Raw genomic sequence first — 15,279 nt, 5'->3', positions numbered from 1 at the left:
TCGACGACGTGCAGCGTGCGGAGGCGGCGCGCCTGCACGTCGTCGAGCCCGGGGCCGCGGCCGTAGGCGCGACGCTCCAGCTCGCGCAGCTCACGCTCCGCCGCGTCGGTCCACGACCCCTCGGTGCCGGGCGTCGCTGCGGCGTCGGGCGTCTCAGTCCCCTCCGGCACCGGCGACACCCCCCTCGCGCGTGATCACCAGGAACATGGGCCCCGCATCCATCGGCAGCTCGTAGCGCGTCATCGCGCCCGAGGCCACATCGGCGACCTCCAGCGTGAGCCCGCGTCCGTACTCGCCGAACGTCTCGGCGGCCTCGCACGTCATCGGCGCCTCCGCGGTCGAGCCGTCGTAGATCAGGCACTGCCGTCCCTCGCCGATCCGCGAGGCCACCCACAGCGGAACATCGCCGTCGTACCCGGCCACCCAGATCGAGTTCGGATCGAACCCGTCCTCCGCCAGGCGCTCGGCGGTGGCGTTCTCCTCGTCGTTCGCGTACTCGATGCCGGTCACGGTGCTCGAGTAGTCGGAGGAGGCGGCGGCGACCGCGGCCTCGCCGCTCGCGGTCAGCAGCAGCTGCGCGCTGACCTGCCTCTGCCGCTCCTCGTCGGCGCCGAGGGTCAGCGAGCCGTACAGCCCGGTGTTCTCGACCTGCTCGGCAGGACCGCAACTGGGCATGGTGCTCTTGCCCGACCCCAGGACGAGGCAGATGCGCGCGCGCTGCTCCTGGGTCGCCGTCCAGATGACCACGTCGTCCTCCACCGCGAGCGCCCGCACCGACCCGGGGTCGTAGACGCCTGAGGCGACGAGGTCGTTGTGCCACACCTGCTGCTCGGCCGTCAGCGCGACCGCCGGCGCCGCAGATCGGCCGAACGCCGCCCAGCCGATGCCCACGCCGACCGCGACCAGGAGCACCGCGGCGAGCGCGAGGACGAGGGGACGACGGTTCCGCAGCGCCCCGAGGACGCCCGTCGCGTCGGTGCGCCCCGAAGACTCGCTGTCGACGCCGGCACCCGGATCCGAGCCGTCTGCACTCTCCGGCAACGCGTCGCCCGGGCCGCCACCGGACACCGCATCCGCGCCGGATGCCGAGGCCGTGTTGGCGTCGGAAGCCGGGCCGGTGTCGCATGCCGCGGCATCGCGAGCCGGCACCCCGGAGGCGTCCGCACGCCCCGCACGCCGGAGCTCTTCGAGAGCGACCAGCCGGGCGGCCTCGGCGGCCGTGAGGGCGCCATCGCGGGCGTAGGCCTTCCGCTGCAGCGCCCGCAGCTCGTCGTCGCCCCCCGCCGACGGCATCGCTAGCCGAGCCTCTCGAACTGCATACCGGCCCACACCAGCCAGGCCAGGCTGTACACGGTCGCGCACAGGCCGAGAGCGAGCGCCCAGCGCGCGATCGCGCGGTTCTCCATCGGACGCCGCAGCGACATGATCGCCGCGATCACCGCGACCACCGCGACCGGGATCCCCCAGCCGACGAAGAACGACGCGCCCAGCGCCACGATCGCCGCCAGCAGGGCCCAGGGCGCGAGCCGCGTGTCGTCGACGGGCGCCGGCTCGGTGACCGACGGCTCCCACTCCGCATCCTCGTGACGGTCGATGTCCGGGCCACTCACCACCACGGGCTCGATGCCGACCGGACCCGTGGGCAGCTTGCTGTATCCGTCGCGCCGCGCGCCGGGGATCCGCGCCGTCGCCGCCGAACGGTCCACCTGTTCGCTCGCCCGCTCGAGTCGCGCAGGGGGCGTCGGGGTCGCGTCTCCCGCCGGTCGCGGCACGTCGCTCATACCGCCACCGCCTCCGCGACCTGGATCTCGGTCACCGGCAGGGTCGAGTCGGCGCCGAACGCGAGGGTCGACGGCGGACGACCAGACGAGATCAGCTCGGCGGCGAGCGCCGCGATCATCGCGCCGTTGTCGGTGCACAGCGACAGCGGCGGGATGCGGACCGTGACGCCCGCCTCCGCGGCTCGCGCCAGGGCGACCTCGCGCAGCCGCCGGTTCGCGATCACGCCGCCGCCGAGCAGGAGCCGCGGGACTCCCAGGTCGGCGCAGGCGGCCAGCGCCTTCGTGACGAGCACATCGACCACAGCCTCGCGGAAGCTCGCGGCGACATCGGCGATGGGCAGCGCCGGGGCCTCGTCGCCCGCCGCCGCGGCCTCCGCCTCGAACCGCTCCACCCACCGCGCGACGGCGGTCTTGAGCCCGGAGAACGAGAAGTCGTACCGGTGCTTCGCGAGGTCGGACGCCCGGGACAGCCCGCGCGGGAACCGGATCGCCTCGGGATCCCCGCCCACCGCGGCCCTGTCGATCTCGGGGCCTCCGGGGTACGGCAGCGACAGCAGTCGCGCGACCTTGTCGAACGCCTCGCCCGCCGCATCGTCGACCGTCTCGCCCAGCAGCTCGACATCGGTCGTGAGGTCGCGCACGTGCAGCAGCGAGGTGTGCCCGCCCGACACCAGCAGCGCGATCGTCGGGTACTCGAGCGGCTCCGACTCCGGCGTCAGGATGTCGGCGGCGATGTGACCGACCAGGTGGTTGACGGCGTACAGCGGCTTGTCGAGCGACACCGCGAGCCCCTTCGCCGCGCCGACACCCACCATGAGCGCACCCGCCAGTCCCGGGCCGCTCGTGACGGCGACCGCGTCGAGCTGGTCCAGGCGCACCCCGGCCTCGGCGAGCGCGGCGTCGATCGCCGGCTGCAGCGCCTCCAGGTGCGCACGAGCCGCGACCTCCGGCACGACGCCGCCGTAACGGGCGTGCTCATCCATGCTCGACGCGATCGTGTTGGACAGCAGCGTGCGGCCGCGCACGATCCCGATACCGGTCTCGTCGCAGCTCGTCTCGATGCCGAGCACCAGGGGCTCGCTCATGCGTTCGCCTCCTCCGGCGTATCGGCGACCGCGGGGTGGCGGCGCAGGTCCAGACGCATCACGATCGCGTCGACGTCGTCGGGCTGATAGTAGCGGGGGCGTCTGCCGATCTCCTCGAAGCCCTCGGCCCGGTACAGCCCCTCCGCCGGCGGGTTGTCGGCCCGCACCTCGAGGAACATCTCCCTGGCTCCCCGGGCGGCCGCCGCCCGGAGCAGAGCGTGCAGCAGCGCACGCCCCCGGCCCCGGCCCCGGTGCTCCGCGAGCAGGGCGATGGTCTGGATGTCGGCGTCGGCGCCGCCCTGCAGAGCCCTGACCCCGCCGTACCCCACGATCTCGCCGTCGACCTCGTCGACCAGATAGCGGCCGTGCGGACTCGACAGCTCGCTCGCCATGGTCTCGCGGCTCCAGGCGTCGGTGGGGAACGACCGCTCCTCGATCGCCATGATCGCGTCGAGGTCGCCCGGCACCGCCTCCCGCAGCGTCACGAACCCACCTTCTTCGGCGCTCCGGGCAGCGTCACGTCGGGGTGACGGAGGTACAGCGGCTCGGCGTCGGCGAGCGTGCGGCCCGCGGCCAGCGCCCGCGCGCCCGCCCTGGCCAGGTCGACCGCGGAGAGCACGGTCGTGTCGACGCGCGGGATGCCGTCGAGGTGGGTGTCCGCATCGACGGCCCGCACCAGCACCGTATCGGCCACGACCACCGGCAGTCCGTCGTCGTCGAGCCCGTCGAACACCGTGACCGCGACCTCGCGGCGGCGTGCGTCGGTGACGATCGCGAACGGGCCGGACTGCGTCGGCAGGGCCGTGAGCGCCGCCGCGGTGTGGCTCGGGACCGGCAGCACGGGCAGGCCGCGGCCGAGGGCGAACGCGCGGGCGGCGGCGATCCCGATGCGCAGCCCGGTGAACGGTCCAGGACCCATGCCGGACACGACGTGGGTGATGCCGTCGGAGCCTCCGTCGCGGAGCACCTCGGCGAGCAGATCGCCGATCACCTCCGCATGACCGAGCGGATCGGCGGTGCCCGCCTCGGCCCGCGGCGTCCCGTCGGGGTCGATGAGAGCGACGGCGGTGCCAAGGGACGTGTCGACGGCGAGGATCACCCCTCCAGGGTAGTCGTCACGGGCCCTCCGGCGCCGTGCAGGAGGGGCCGCCCGCTCAGCCCAGGGGCGCCCTGACCGGGTAGTCCTGATCCTCCAGGATGACCTGGGCGGCCGCGCCCGTCGTCCGGTTCACGACCACGGGCGCCAGGAGGTTCACGCTCACGCCATCCGCCGAGGGGTGCGCGACCACGAGCACCAGGGCATCGTCGGGCGAGCGCAGTGCCAGGTCGTCCACCTGGGCGTCGCTCAGCGTCGGCGCATACTCCCCGAGCACGGTGCTCGGGTCGACCAGGTACAGCCGCAGCGCCTCGTCGGCCACGGCGCGCAGCGCGAACAGCCCGTCGGCGCCGTCGATCGGCGCGAGCGAGAAATCGACGTGCGGGGCGAGCCCGGGAGGCGGGGCGGTGAAGGTGAGCGCCGCGGTCATCGCAGGAAGTCCATCAGCGAGGGCTGCAGCACGCGGGCGTTCACCGCGAGCGCCGACCGGTAGACGAGCTCCTGGGCTTGGAGGCGGATGAGGACCTCCACGGAGTCGACGTCCTCGACCGCCGCGCGGCGGGACTCGAGGGACACGGAATTCTGCACGGCCGCCTCCTTGGCGCGTTCGATCTGGGACTGACGGGTGCCGACCGAGCCCTGCACCCCGAGCATCGCGGTGCGGCGGTCGTCGATCTCGCCGAGCCGCGGCCCGACGTTGGTGCCGGAGCGGAGATCCGCCACGATGCGGTCGACCAGCGCGAACACGGAGTCGTCCCCCGCGCCGAACACGGCCGCGCCGTCGGTGTCGACGCGGACCGAGGCGGCGTCGGACACGCGACGCGTGACCTCGGAGCCCGCGACGCCGCTGTACGAGTAGTCGGCCGCGAAGGCCGCGGTGTCCGACGTGCCGGCGAACACGGAGCGGCCGAGCAGACGGGTGTTCGCCTGCGCGAGCAGCTCGCCCCTGATGCCCTCCAGCTCCACCGCCAGGGCCTCCTTGGCGGTCGCGTCGAGCGCGCCGTCGTTGGCGCCCTGCGCCGTGAGGTCGCGCACGCGGGACAGCAGCGAGGTGCTGGCGGTGATGGCGCTGTCGGCCGCGGTCACCCACGCCAGCCCGTCGTCGATGTTGCGGGCGTACTGCTCGGTGCGGCGCTGCTCGGCGTGCAGCGCCAGGGCCGCGGCCGCGGCGGTCGGGTCGTCCGACGGTGCCGCGAACGCCTTCTGCGAGGTCGCCTGGTCCTGCAACCGCGCGAGCTCGGACAGGTTGGCCTGCAACTGGCGCATGGCCGTCTGGGTCATGGTGGACTGCGTCACGCGAGAGATCACGGTGCTCCTCCGATCAGCGTCCGACGACGCCCGTGCGGTTGATCAGGACGTCGAGGGCCTCGTCCACGGCGGTGAGCACGCGGGCGGCCGCCTGATACGCGGTCTGGTAGGTGAGGAGGCTGATCGTCTCCTCGTCGCCGTCGACGGCCGCGACGGACTGTTGGGCGCCGATGGCCCCCGCCGCCGCCGACTCCGACACCTTCGCGCGCTGCACGTCGGCCGCGGTCGAAACGCCGAAGCGGGTGACCTGGTCGGTCCACAGCGCATCGGGCGAGGTGGCGCGCCGTCCGATCTGCGAGATGAGATCGGCGTTGCTCGCATCCTTCGCCCCCGCGCCCGGAGCCGCCAGGGCCAGCTGGTCGGCGCTCGTCACGGCCACGCGCAGCCCGAGGGCCGCGGAACCCGTCGCCGGGAGGGTGAAGAAGTCGCCGCCCGGCTGACCGGAGGCCGTGACACCGGCCCGGTGCTGCGCGTTGAGCGACTCGGCCAGCGCGGTCGCCACACGGTCGTAGGTCGAGGCGAGCTGCGCGAGCATGCCCCCGTCGCCGGCCGGCGCCAGCACCGACAGCGTGCCGCCCAGCTCGCCGCCGTCGACCGAGACCGGAAGGTCGGGTGCCGACTCCCAGATCACTCCGACGCGCTGCCCCGCCTCGATCGCGGTCGGCCCGGTGAGGGCGAGACGCCGGGCGTCGCCGCCGGAGACCAGGGCGTTGCCGCCGAGGCGCAGCGTGAGCGTGCCGTCGCTCTCCAGGGTCCCGGTGCCGCCCGTGAGGCGGGCGACATCCTCCGCGAGCACGGTCCGGCGATCCATCAGCTCGTTCGCGGAACGCCCGGCGGCGAGCGCGTCGCGGATCTCGCTGTTGAGCACGGCGATCTGCTCGGCGGCCGCATTCACCTGATCGACCGCGCGACCCGCCGACTCGCGTGCGGCCGTCCACTGCGCTGCCACCGTGCGGTAGCCGCCGGCCACGTGCGCGGCGAGCTCCTTCGCGGACTCCAGGACGCTCGCCGCGGCGGCGCCGGAGTCGGGCGTGTTCGCGAGCTCCTGCCACCCCGCCCAGAAGGAGGTGAGGCGGTTGGCGAGACCCTTGTCGGTCGGCTCGCCCAGAGCAGCCTCGGCCGTGGTCGCGGCGAGGGCGCGTGCCGACCAGTAGCCCGAGGTACCGAGGGTGTCGCGCACCCGCGCGTCGAGCAGGGCGTCACCGAGCCGGGCGACGCCGTCGATCGACACGCCGTGGCCGGGGAGCGCCCCCATGCTGAAGCGGCCCGTCTGGGCGACGGCGGCGATCGACGAGGTCTCGACCCGCTGCCGCGTGTACCCCTCGGTCTTCTGGTTGGCGATGTTCTGTCCGACGACGTCCATGCCGCGGCGTGCCGCGGCGAGTCCGCTCGCGGCGGTGTTCAGTCCACTGAAAGTCGACATGGTCCCCTCTCGGTCACATCTCTGTGTCGATGATGCGGGCGGAGTCCTCGCGGGCGCGGTCTCCACGGGTGGTGTACTCGCCGCTCTCGAGGCCGAGCGCGGCGATGGTCTCCTGCGTCGCGCGGAGCACGCCGCTGAGCTGCTCGGCGGTGGAGTCGCGCATCTGCTCGACCTCCGCCGTCAGCCGCACGAGCGCGCGCAGGTGGTCGGTGAGCACGTCGGCCCACGCCCCCTCCGGCGCGTGCTCGATGAGCTCCGTGATGGTCGCCTCGTCCGAGGCGCCCCACTCCTGCGCGACTCCGGCGACCTCGACGGCCCTGGACAGTCCTGCGCTGCGCAGACGATCGAGTACCTGATCGATCTCGCGTGCCGCAAACTGTATCCAGTGCGATCGGCCAGCCGCGAGCAGCAGTTGCTGCTCGTCGAGCTTGAAAAGCAGCATCTCGAGCAGCTCGCGCTCGCGCCAGAGCTGCATCGATAGTTCGTTGGCTCCCATGATCCCCTTGTTCCCCAGCGATCCCCCGCCCCAACGCCGGTGCGATCGACCCGCCTGTTAACGGTTCATTAATCCCTATCGGCCGCCGCGCCCATAAGGTTACTATGTGGAACGGCGGTGGTTAGTTCTCCCCATGTACATATCGCGAATTATGTGATATGCGCATCTACCCCTCGCCATGGAGCTTCCGGAGTGCATCCAGAGAGGTGGATCATCCCCCATGTCGTCGCGCGCTGAGCGCAACCGCCTCGTCGAGGCCAACCTTCCCCTGGTCGGCTATCTCGCTGCGGACACCCATGCTCGGGCAACCCACATCCCCCGCGAAGAGCTCGCCGCCGTCGGCGCGCTCGCCCTCGTGACCGCCGCCGACGCCTACGACCCCGCGCTCGGCGTCCCCTTCGGCGCCTACGCCCGGCGCCGCATCCTCGGTGCGTTCGCCGACGAGATGCGCTCCATGGACTGGGCGTCCCGCGGCATCCGCAAGCGCATCAAGGAGACCGTCGCCGTGCGCGACACCCTCACCGCCGCCCTCGGCCGCACGGCCACCGTGACCGAGGTCGCGACGGCCATGGGCTCGCCCAGGGAGGCCGTGTCGGAAGCACTCGCCGACGCCGCGCGCACCGTCTCCACCATCGACGACCCGGCCGCCCGCGACCTGGTCGCCGACGTGCCCCTGCCCGAGGAGTCCGCCCTGGTCGGGGAGCGCCGCGAGGTGCTGGAGCACGCGATCGCCGCCCTTCCCGAGCGCATGCGCCGCATCGTGCTGGCCGTGTACATCGAGGAACGGCCCGTGAAGGAGATCGCCGAAGAGCTGGGGGTGACCCACTCCGCCGTCTCGCAGCAGCGATCGGAGGCCGTGCGGCTGCTGCGCGACGCGCTCGACCGCTACTTCGCCGAGGGCACGGTGGAGCCCGTCGCCTCCACCCGCATCTCCCCCGCCGCCCGCGACGCCTACTTCGGCCGGATCGCCGCGGCCTCCGGCGCCCGCATCGGCGAGGTGTTCCGCACCGCGGCCCCCGCCTGACCACGCCGCGTCCCTAACGCGCGCGCCTCCTCCGCCGATAGGTGTGAGCGGGAGACCACGGACGGTCCCCCGTACAACACATCACGGAGGAAACCCTCATGGGTATGCAGATCAACACCAACGTGTCGGCGCTCAACGCCTACCGCAACCTGTCCAACACGCAGAACGACGTGTCGAAGTCGCTCGAGAAGCTCTCGAGCGGTTTCCGCATCAACCGCGCAGCGGACGACGCCGCCGGTCTCGCGATCTCCGAGGGCCTGCGCTCGCAGGTCAACGGCCTGAACGTCGCGGCCCGCAACGCCCAGGACGGCATCTCGGTCATCCAGACCGCAGAAGGCGCCCTGACCGAAGTGCACTCCATCCTGCAGCGCGTTCGCGACCTGACCAACCAGGGCGCGAACGACTCGAACAACGCGAAGTCGCGCAACGCCATCCAGACCGAGATCTCCGCCCTGGGCGACGAGCTCACCCGGATCGCGGCGAGCACCAACTTCAACGGCATCAAGCTGCTCTCGGGCGGCACGACGCTGACGTTCCAGGTGGGCGCGGGAGCGGTCGCCGCCGAAGACCAGATCTCGGTGAACCTGACCAACTTCGCCACGCTCGGTGCCGACATCAAGACGCTCGCGACGGGCATGACGGACGCGGCATCGTACGGCGCTGCTCTGGCGGGCATCGACACGCAGATCCAGGCGGTCTCGACCGCACGTGCCGGCTACGGTGCGCTGCAGAACCGCTTCGAGTCGACCATCAACAGCCTCAACGTGTCGGCCGAGAACCTCGCCGCCGCCGAGAGCCGCATCCGCGACACCGACATGGCGTCCGAGATGGTCAAGTTCACGTCGGCGAACATCCTGTCGCAGGCGGGAACGGCGATGCTCGCACAGGCCAACCAGGCCAACCAGGGCGTGCTCCAGCTGCTGCGCTGATCCGCACCGCAGCACTGAATCGCACCGGGGGTCCGGGTGACGGCGCCGTCCGTCACCCGGACCCTCCCCCACACGGAAGGGATCGCGCATGTCGCTCTCGCTCGACGGCCTCGTGTCCGGCCTGAAGACCACCGACATCATCAAGGCGCTGATGGACGTGCACGCGATCCCGCGCACGCTGCTCAAGGCGAAGATCGACGACAAGAACGCCGTCATGACGCAGCTGCGCACCCTCAACACCGCCGTGCAGAACCTCGCGACCGCCGCCGAGAAGGCCGCAGCCCCCGGTGGTCTCGACCGCTTCACCGGCACCTCGTCGTCCGACACCGTGAAGGTCGCGCTACGGGCCGGAGCCGTCCCGCTCACCACCGACATCGTCGTCGACCGCGTCGCCCAGACCCACACCGTCGTCACTGCCGCCTCGCGCGGCTGGGCCGTCGACCCGCCCGTGCTCACCCTGGAGAACGCCGCGGGCGAGCGCGTGCAGGTGCAGGCCGACTCCGCGTCGATCCAGGACATCGCGCAGGCGATCAACGACGCCGACACGGGGATCGTGGCCACCGCCGTGCCCGCCGGGCGCGACGCCGACGGCAACCCGCTGCACCGCCTGCAGCTGCGCGCCGAGGACTCCGGTGAGGCCGGGCGCTTCCGCGTGTACCGCGGCGATATCGCCGCCGTGCAGAACGGAACCGCGACCGACGTCGCCACCGAGACCGGCGCGGCCGTGATCGCCACCGGCACCGACGCCCAGGTGCGCCTGTGGGCAGGAACCGGCGCCGAGCAGGTGCTCACCTCGACCAGCAACACCTTCACCGACCTGTTCGAGGGCGTCGACGTCACCGTCTCCACCCCCTCCACCACCCCGGTCACCGTGACCGTCGCCGTCGACACGGCCGCCCGCACCAAGGCCTCCGGCGAGTTCATCGCCCTCGTGACCGACATCTTCACCCGCATCGACAACGGCTCGAAGGCGACCGTCCCCACCGGTCAGGGCGGCAAGACGACCCTCGGCGTGTTCACCGGCGACAGCACCATCCGCGGCATGCGCACCGCGCTCGCCGACGCCGTGCAGCACCCGGTCGACGGCGTCTCGCCCTCCACCATCGGCATCTCGACCGACATGTACGGCAAGCTCACGTTCGACGAGGACAAGTTCGCCGAGGAGCTCGCGAAGGACCCGGATGCGGTCGGCGCGCTCTTCTCCGCGGTCGCCGCGCGCATCGAGGAGACCGCGACGTCGTTCTCCGACAAGTACGACGGACTGCTCACCACCCGCATCACCGGGCAGGAGAGCGAGGTCAAGAGCCTCGGCGAGCAGATGGAGCGCTGGGACGTGCGCCTCGCGCAGCGCAAGGCCACCCTCGAGCGCACCTACGCCCGGCTCGAGGTGATGCTGTCGCAGATGCAGTCGCAATCGTCGTACCTGGCGTCGCAGATCAACTCGCTGCCGAGCAGCCGCTCCGGATCGGACTCGTGAGCATGAACGCCGCCCTGCGCGCCCAGCAGCGCTACCGCGAGGACGCCATCCTCTCCGCGCCGCCGGAGCGACTGGTCACCATGCTCTACGACCGCCTGCTGCTCGACATCGAACGCGGCGAGACCGCCCAGCGCGCGGGCGACTGGGCCGAGGCGAACGCGCAGCTGCAGCACGCGCAGGCCATCGTCGCCGAACTGTCGTCGTCGCTCACCGACGAGTGGAACGGCAGCGCCGGCCTCCGCTCGCTCTACGTCTTCCTCAGTCAGACGCTCATCGGCGCGAACATCGGCCGCGACCCCGAACGCACCAGGGCCTGCCACGGCATCGTCGCCCCGCTGCGCGACGCCTGGCACGAGGCGTCCCGGTCGCTCGCGGAGAGCCGCGCGTGAGCGCCGACGCCTGGGAGGAGCTGCTGGACCGGCTGGAGCAGGAGGCCGAGCGCATCCTCGCCGCACCCGACGGAGCCGTCGAGACGCACGAGCTGCCGCCCTGGACGCCGCCGCCCGCGCCGCTGCCCGCGCACCTCGCCGACCGCGTCCGCCGCGTGATCGACCGCCAGCGCGCGGCCATGGACCGCGTACGCCACGAGATCGACGGCGTCCGCCAGCACCTCGGCGCCGTGGGGCGCGTACCGGCACCGCGCGAACCCGACGCACCGGCCTACCTCGACGTGGACGGCTGACGGCCGCCTAACGCACCCGGCCTGCCTGCCGACAGTGCACCGTGAGCACGGATGGCTCGCAAGACTCGGCCAGGGATCGGCCATTTCCACCACACACGGGGAGCCGGTTCGTGTTCGACTCTGTCACCATCACCGCACTCACGAGTGCGCTCGATGGGCTCTCGCTGCGCCAGCGGGCCATCGCCGACAACATCGCCAACATCAACACCCCCGACTACCACGCCAAGCGCGTGCGGTTCGAGGAGGCCCTCGCGGACTCGATCGCCCGCGGCGACGGACGCGTGTCGGCGACGGTCGGCACCTCGCTGGAGCCGACCAGGCTCAACGGGAACAACGTCAACCTCGACACCGAGACCCTCTCCAGCATCGACACCATGCTGCGCTACCAGTTCGCGACGCAGGCCGTGAACGGCTCGTTCTCCTCCATGCGCACCGCGATGAGGACCTCATGACCTTCGACGCGATCGGCATCGCCGGCACCGGACTGACCGTGCACCGCAAGTGGCTCGACGCCATCAGCGACAACATCTCCAACATCAACACGGTGCGCTCGACCGACGGCGCCGCGTTCCGTGCGCGCTACGTGCTCGCGCAGACCAGCGCCCAGTCGCCGGGCGTCTACGTCGCCGGCACCGTGCAGGGCAGCGCCGAGGGCCGCCTCGTGCACCAGCCCGACCACCCCCTCGCCGACGCGAACGGCTACGTGCGCTACCCCGACATCGACCTTGGCGACCAGATGAGCCAGCTCATCCTCGCGCAGCGCGGCTACCAGGCCAGCGCGGCGATCGTCGACCGAGCCCGCACGACCTACGAGTCGGCCCTGCAGATCGGACGCAACGCATGAGCGCGGTCTCCGGAATCGAGGCCGTCGCCTCGTCCCTCGGTCTCACCACCTCCCCCGTCACCGGGGCGAAGACGACCGACGGCTCCGCCTTCGCGAACAGCGTCACGGGCGCGATCGACGAGCTGCGCTCGCTGCAGTCCGACTCCGACGCGCTCAAGGTCGCCGCGGTCACGGGCGACCTCGACGACATCCACGCGGCCATGATCGCGTCGTCGCGCGCGGCCGTGACGCTCGAGCTCGTCGCCGCCGTGCGCAACAAGGGCGTCGACGCGTTCAACGAGATCATGCGGATGCAGGCCTGATGCCCCCGGCCGTCGCCGGTGCGTTCCAGCGCATCCGCCGTGTCATCGCGGGGTTCTCGCTCGCCCAGCGCACCATCGCCATCATCGGTGTCGCCGTGCTCGCCCTCGGCATCATCGCCCTGTCGAGCTGGCTCACCCGCCCCACCTACACCCCGCTGTTCTCCGGGCTGAGCGCGACCGACGCCAACGCCGTGGTCGAGCAGCTCCGCTCCGCGTCGGTGCCGTACGAGCTCGCCGACGGCGGCGCCACCGTCCTCGTGCCGGAGAAGGACGTGTACGACCAGCGCCTCGCCGCCGCATCCGCCGGACTGCCCAGCGCCAACAGCGCCGGCTACTCGCTGCTCGACGACATTGGCGTCACCACCTCCGAGTTCCAGCAGTCGGTGACGTACAAGCGCGCCATCGAGGGCGAGCTCGCCGCCACGATCTCCGCGATCGACGGGGTCTCCGCCGCCTCCGTGCAGCTCGCGATCCCCGAGGAGAGCGTGTTCGTGTCGGAGACCGTCGACGCGACCGCCTCCGTGTTCGTGGAGACCGCGGGCAACAGCACCCTCGACCAGAAGCAGGTCGAGGCGATCGTGCACCTCACCTCCGCGGCGGTCAGCGGCATGAAGCCGGAGAACGTCGCCGTGGTCGACCAGACCGGGCGCACGCTGTCGGCCGTCGGCGTCGGCTCGACGGGCGGCCTCGACCAGCAGGCGGGCGACTACGAGGCACGCGTCACGGCGAGCGTGCAGCAGATGCTCGACACGGTGGTCGGCCCCGGCAACGCGACCGTCACGGTGGTCGCCGAGATCGACCGGTCGGTGAACGAGCGCATCGAGGAGACCTACACCCCGGCCGAGGGCGCCCCGCCTCTGACCGAGGAGACCCGCAGCCAGACGCAGAACGGCGCGAGCTCGGAGGCCGGCGTGCTCGGCCCCGACAACATCGCCGTGCCCAGCGAGAACGGCGGCACGTCGTCGGCGACCGAGCAGAGCCGCACCAACGCGGTCAACAAGGCCACCGAGAGCACCTCGACCCCGGCCGGCACGCTGCTGCGGCAGTCGGTGTCGGTCGCCGTCGACGCCGGGGCGGGCGGCGACCTCAGCTCCGCACAGCTCAGCGACCTGGTGTCCACGGCCGCCGGCATCGACCGCGCCCGCGGTGACGACCTCACCGTCGAGCTGGTCGCGTTCAGCAAGACCGACGCCGAGTCCGCGCAGGCGGCGCTGCAGGCCGCGAAGGACGCCGAGAACGCGGAACGACAGGCCGCCCTGCTCAACACCGTCATCATCGCCGCGGCCATCGCGATCCCCCTGATCGCCGCGATCGCCGCGTTCATCATCCGCGCCCGCCGTCGGGCCGGGCGCGTGGAGGAGTTCGATCAGCTGTTCGGCGACCGGCCGCCCGCCCTGTCGGCGCTGTCCGCCGACGCACCCACCGCCGTGCTGGAGGCCCCGACCACCCCGCTGGCGTTCCTGGAGCCGGCGCCCGACCTCGACCCGGAGCCCGAGCCCGACCCGGAGCCCGCCCAGGTCAGCCTCGAGCGCCGCCGCGCCGAGATCGGCGCCCTCACCCGGCAGGATCCGCAGCGCACGGCCGAGCTGCTGCGCACCCTCATCGACGATCGGTCGCACGCGTGACCGGGCTGACCGACCGGCAGACCGCCGCGGTCGTGCTCATGAACCTCGACCGCGCCCAGGCGGTGGAGGTGATGAAGCACCTGTCCGAGGCCGAGGCGGAGGCGGTGGCCGCGGAGATCATCGGGCTGCAGGACCTCGACGCCGCCACGACGGCGCAGGCACTCGGACAGTTCCACCGCATCGCCGCCGGGCACCTGCCGCCCGCACGCGGCGGACGCGACATCGCGGCCGGACTGCTGGAGGCGTCGTTCGGCGCCGAACGGGCGGCGGCCGTGCTGGGCCGCGTCGGCTCGACCTCGATGAGCGCCTCGTTCGAGTTCCTCACCTCGGCCGACCCCGCGCAACTGGCCACCCTGCTGGACGGCGAGCTGCCGCAGACCGTCGCGCTCGTGCTCGCCCACCTCTCCGCGGATCAGGCCGCCGCGGTGCTCGCCGCGTTCCCCGACCCCGCTCGCACCGACGTCGCCCAGGCCATCGCGACCATGGGTACCGCGTCGCAGGAGGCCATCGCGATCGTCGCCGACGCCCTCAAGTCGCGCACCGGCAGCTTCGCGTCGCGCGACGCCCCGGAGGTGCTGGGCGGTGTCGAGCCGCTCGTGGAGATCATCGGCCGCTCCGGGGCGACGATCGAGAAGGCGCTTCTGGCGAGCATCGAAGACCGCGACAGCGCCCTCGCGGAGGACATCCGCTCGCGCATGTTCACGTTCGTCGACATCGTCAAGCTCGACGACCGGGACACGCAGCGCGTGCTGCGCGGCATGGACATCCGCTCGCTCGCGCTGGCCCTCAAGGGAGCCCCGCAGCCCATCGTCGACCTCATCCGCCGCAACGTCTCCGAGCGCAACAGGGAGAACCTCGACGAGGAGGCCCGCACGCTCGGCCCCGTCCGCATGTCGCAGGTCGAGGAGGCACGCGCCGAGATCGTCCGCACGATCCGAGCCCTGGAGGCGGCGGGCGACATCACGGTGCAGCGCGCCGACGAGGACGAATATGTCTACTGACGCCTTCGCCCCCGCGGCCTTCCCGCGGCTCGGCGGCCCCGACCACCGCGCCGAGCAGGAGCGTGCACGCCGTCGCGGCTACGCGGAGGGCCACGCCGAGGGGTACCGCGCGGGTGCCGCCCAGGCGGAGACCGAGGCCAGGGCGGCCGAGGAGCAGCGGGCGCAGCGTGAGGCGGCCAGGGCGCACGAGACCGCCGCCGCGGTCG

The 15,279-nt window shown here is 72.4% G+C and carries 20 protein-coding genes; 11 read left to right on the top strand and 9 right to left on the bottom strand.

What is annotated here, in order from left to right; genetic code table 11:
- Positions 1-153: 153 nt before the first annotated feature.
- The 9 genes from DW299_RS02190 to flgN are packed head-to-tail and all read right to left on the bottom strand — an operon-like array spanning position 154 to position 7,189.
- Entirely contained in the window at positions 154-1,293 is a 1,140-nt protein-coding gene (locus DW299_RS02190) for a hypothetical protein (protein ID WP_136035476.1), read from the bottom strand.
- A gap of 2 nt (positions 1,294-1,295) precedes the next feature.
- The gene (locus tag DW299_RS02185; RefSeq protein ID WP_136031035.1) at positions 1,296-1,781 is read right to left on the bottom strand and encodes a hypothetical protein; all 486 of its coding nucleotides are present in this window, start codon (positions 1,779-1,781) and stop codon (positions 1,296-1,298) included.
- The gene (tsaD, locus tag DW299_RS02180) at positions 1,778-2,866 is read right to left on the bottom strand and encodes a tRNA (adenosine(37)-N6)-threonylcarbamoyltransferase complex transferase subunit TsaD (protein WP_136031037.1); all 1,089 of its coding nucleotides are present in this window, start codon (positions 2,864-2,866) and stop codon (positions 1,778-1,780) included. The genes DW299_RS02185 and tsaD overlap by 4 nt, the downstream gene beginning before the upstream one ends.
- Positions 2,863-3,351 (bottom strand): ribosomal protein S18-alanine N-acetyltransferase, encoded by a 489-nt coding sequence (gene rimI / locus DW299_RS02175; RefSeq protein ID WP_136031039.1) that lies wholly within the window; start codon positions 3,349-3,351, stop codon positions 2,863-2,865. The genes tsaD and rimI overlap by 4 nt, the downstream gene beginning before the upstream one ends.
- Positions 3,348-3,965, bottom strand: coding sequence for a tRNA (adenosine(37)-N6)-threonylcarbamoyltransferase complex dimerization subunit type 1 TsaB (gene tsaB / locus DW299_RS02170; protein WP_136035475.1), 618 nt, complete (start codon positions 3,963-3,965; stop codon positions 3,348-3,350). Before tsaB ends, rimI begins: the two co-directional genes overlap by 4 nt.
- A 55-nt stretch (positions 3,966-4,020) precedes the next feature.
- On the bottom strand, positions 4,021-4,392 hold the full coding sequence (locus DW299_RS02165; RefSeq protein ID WP_136035474.1) for a flagellar assembly protein FliW: 372 nt from the start codon (positions 4,390-4,392) through the stop codon (positions 4,021-4,023).
- Positions 4,389-5,270, bottom strand: coding sequence for a flagellar hook-associated protein FlgL (gene flgL / locus DW299_RS02160; RefSeq protein ID WP_136035473.1), 882 nt, complete (start codon positions 5,268-5,270; stop codon positions 4,389-4,391). The genes DW299_RS02165 and flgL overlap by 4 nt, the downstream gene beginning before the upstream one ends.
- 13 nt (positions 5,271-5,283) lie before the next feature.
- A complete protein-coding gene (flgK, locus tag DW299_RS02155; protein WP_136035472.1) occupies positions 5,284-6,693 on the bottom strand; it encodes a flagellar hook-associated protein FlgK in 1,410 nt (469 codons plus the stop codon).
- A 13-nt stretch (positions 6,694-6,706) separates the two neighbouring features.
- Positions 6,707-7,189, bottom strand: a complete 483-nt coding sequence (gene flgN / locus DW299_RS02150) for a flagellar export chaperone FlgN (protein ID WP_136031050.1) — start codon at positions 7,187-7,189, stop codon at positions 6,707-6,709.
- Between the two features lie 220 nt (positions 7,190-7,409).
- Between flgN and DW299_RS02145 the strand changes: the two genes are divergently transcribed.
- The 11 genes from DW299_RS02145 to DW299_RS02095 form a co-directional block, all read left to right on the top strand.
- A complete protein-coding gene (locus tag DW299_RS02145) occupies positions 7,410-8,213 on the top strand; it encodes a sigma-70 family RNA polymerase sigma factor (RefSeq protein WP_136035471.1) in 804 nt (267 codons plus the stop codon).
- A gap of 98 nt (positions 8,214-8,311) precedes the next feature.
- Positions 8,312-9,142 carry a flagellin N-terminal helical domain-containing protein gene (locus DW299_RS02140; protein WP_136031054.1) on the top strand — a complete coding sequence of 277 codons (831 nt, stop codon included), beginning with the start codon at positions 8,312-8,314 and terminating at the stop codon, positions 9,140-9,142.
- 88 nt (positions 9,143-9,230) lie between these two features.
- On the top strand, positions 9,231-10,619 hold the full coding sequence (gene fliD / locus DW299_RS02135; protein WP_136035470.1) for a flagellar filament capping protein FliD: 1,389 nt from the start codon (positions 9,231-9,233) through the stop codon (positions 10,617-10,619).
- 2 nt (positions 10,620-10,621) lie between these two features.
- Positions 10,622-11,008, top strand: coding sequence for a flagellar export chaperone FliS (gene fliS, locus DW299_RS02130; protein WP_136031073.1), 387 nt, complete (start codon positions 10,622-10,624; stop codon positions 11,006-11,008).
- Positions 11,005-11,301 carry a hypothetical protein gene (locus tag DW299_RS02125; protein WP_136035469.1) on the top strand — a complete coding sequence of 99 codons (297 nt, stop codon included), beginning with the start codon at positions 11,005-11,007 and terminating at the stop codon, positions 11,299-11,301. Before fliS ends, DW299_RS02125 begins: the two co-directional genes overlap by 4 nt.
- Before the next feature lie 110 nt (positions 11,302-11,411).
- Entirely contained in the window at positions 11,412-11,753 is a 342-nt protein-coding gene (locus tag DW299_RS02120; RefSeq protein WP_136031061.1) for a flagellar basal body rod protein FlgB, read from the top strand.
- Entirely contained in the window at positions 11,750-12,145 is a 396-nt protein-coding gene (locus DW299_RS02115; protein WP_136031062.1) for a flagellar basal body rod protein FlgC, read from the top strand. The genes DW299_RS02120 and DW299_RS02115 overlap by 4 nt, the downstream gene beginning before the upstream one ends.
- The gene (fliE, locus tag DW299_RS02110) at positions 12,142-12,447 is read left to right on the top strand and encodes a flagellar hook-basal body complex protein FliE (RefSeq protein WP_136031064.1); all 306 of its coding nucleotides are present in this window, start codon (positions 12,142-12,144) and stop codon (positions 12,445-12,447) included. The genes DW299_RS02115 and fliE overlap by 4 nt, the downstream gene beginning before the upstream one ends.
- Complete coding sequence (gene fliF, locus DW299_RS02105) at positions 12,447-14,072, top strand: flagellar basal-body MS-ring/collar protein FliF (RefSeq protein WP_136035468.1); 1,626 nt, start codon at positions 12,447-12,449, stop codon at positions 14,070-14,072. The genes fliE and fliF overlap by 1 nt, the downstream gene beginning before the upstream one ends.
- Positions 14,069-15,073 (top strand): flagellar motor switch protein FliG, encoded by a 1,005-nt coding sequence (fliG, locus tag DW299_RS02100; protein ID WP_136031068.1) that lies wholly within the window; start codon positions 14,069-14,071, stop codon positions 15,071-15,073. The genes fliF and fliG overlap by 4 nt, the downstream gene beginning before the upstream one ends.
- On the top strand, positions 15,063-15,279 hold a 217-nt coding region (locus DW299_RS02095; protein ID WP_205814312.1), incomplete at its 3' end, for a hypothetical protein. The genes fliG and DW299_RS02095, both read left to right, overlap by 11 nt.

Origin of the sequence: Microbacterium sp. K35, from assembly GCF_004794375.1 — a bacterium.
GTDB classification, from domain to species: Bacteria; Actinomycetota; Actinomycetes; order Actinomycetales; family Microbacteriaceae; genus Microbacterium; species Microbacterium sufflavum.
This window is presented reverse-complemented; position numbering and strand designations above follow the sequence as displayed.

Excerpts from the sequence above, each read along its gene's own strand:
- DW299_RS02190 (WP_136035476.1), bottom strand. The coding sequence starts at position 1,293 with ATGCCGTCGGCGGGGGGCGACGACGAGCTGCGGGCGCTGCAGCGGAAG.
- DW299_RS02185 (WP_136031035.1), bottom strand. The coding sequence starts at position 1,781 with ATGAGCGACGTGCCGCGACCGGCGGGAGACGCGACCCCGACGCCCCCT.
- tsaD (WP_136031037.1), bottom strand. The coding sequence starts at position 2,866 with ATGAGCGAGCCCCTGGTGCTCGGCATCGAGACGAGCTGCGACGAGACC.
- DW299_RS02165 (WP_136035474.1), bottom strand. The coding sequence starts at position 4,392 with ATGACCGCGGCGCTCACCTTCACCGCCCCGCCTCCCGGGCTCGCCCCG.
- flgK (WP_136035472.1), bottom strand. The coding sequence starts at position 6,693 with ATGTCGACTTTCAGTGGACTGAACACCGCCGCGAGCGGACTCGCCGCG.
- flgN (WP_136031050.1), bottom strand. The coding sequence starts at position 7,189 with ATGGGAGCCAACGAACTATCGATGCAGCTCTGGCGCGAGCGCGAGCTG.
- DW299_RS02145 (WP_136035471.1), top strand. The coding sequence starts at position 7,410 with ATGTCGTCGCGCGCTGAGCGCAACCGCCTCGTCGAGGCCAACCTTCCC.
- DW299_RS02140 (WP_136031054.1), top strand. The coding sequence starts at position 8,312 with ATGGGTATGCAGATCAACACCAACGTGTCGGCGCTCAACGCCTACCGC.
- fliD (WP_136035470.1), top strand. The coding sequence starts at position 9,231 with ATGTCGCTCTCGCTCGACGGCCTCGTGTCCGGCCTGAAGACCACCGAC.
- fliS (WP_136031073.1), top strand. The coding sequence starts at position 10,622 with ATGAACGCCGCCCTGCGCGCCCAGCAGCGCTACCGCGAGGACGCCATC.
- DW299_RS02115 (WP_136031062.1), top strand. The coding sequence starts at position 11,750 with ATGACCTTCGACGCGATCGGCATCGCCGGCACCGGACTGACCGTGCAC.
- fliE (WP_136031064.1), top strand. The coding sequence starts at position 12,142 with ATGAGCGCGGTCTCCGGAATCGAGGCCGTCGCCTCGTCCCTCGGTCTC.
- fliF (WP_136035468.1), top strand. The coding sequence starts at position 12,447 with ATGCCCCCGGCCGTCGCCGGTGCGTTCCAGCGCATCCGCCGTGTCATC.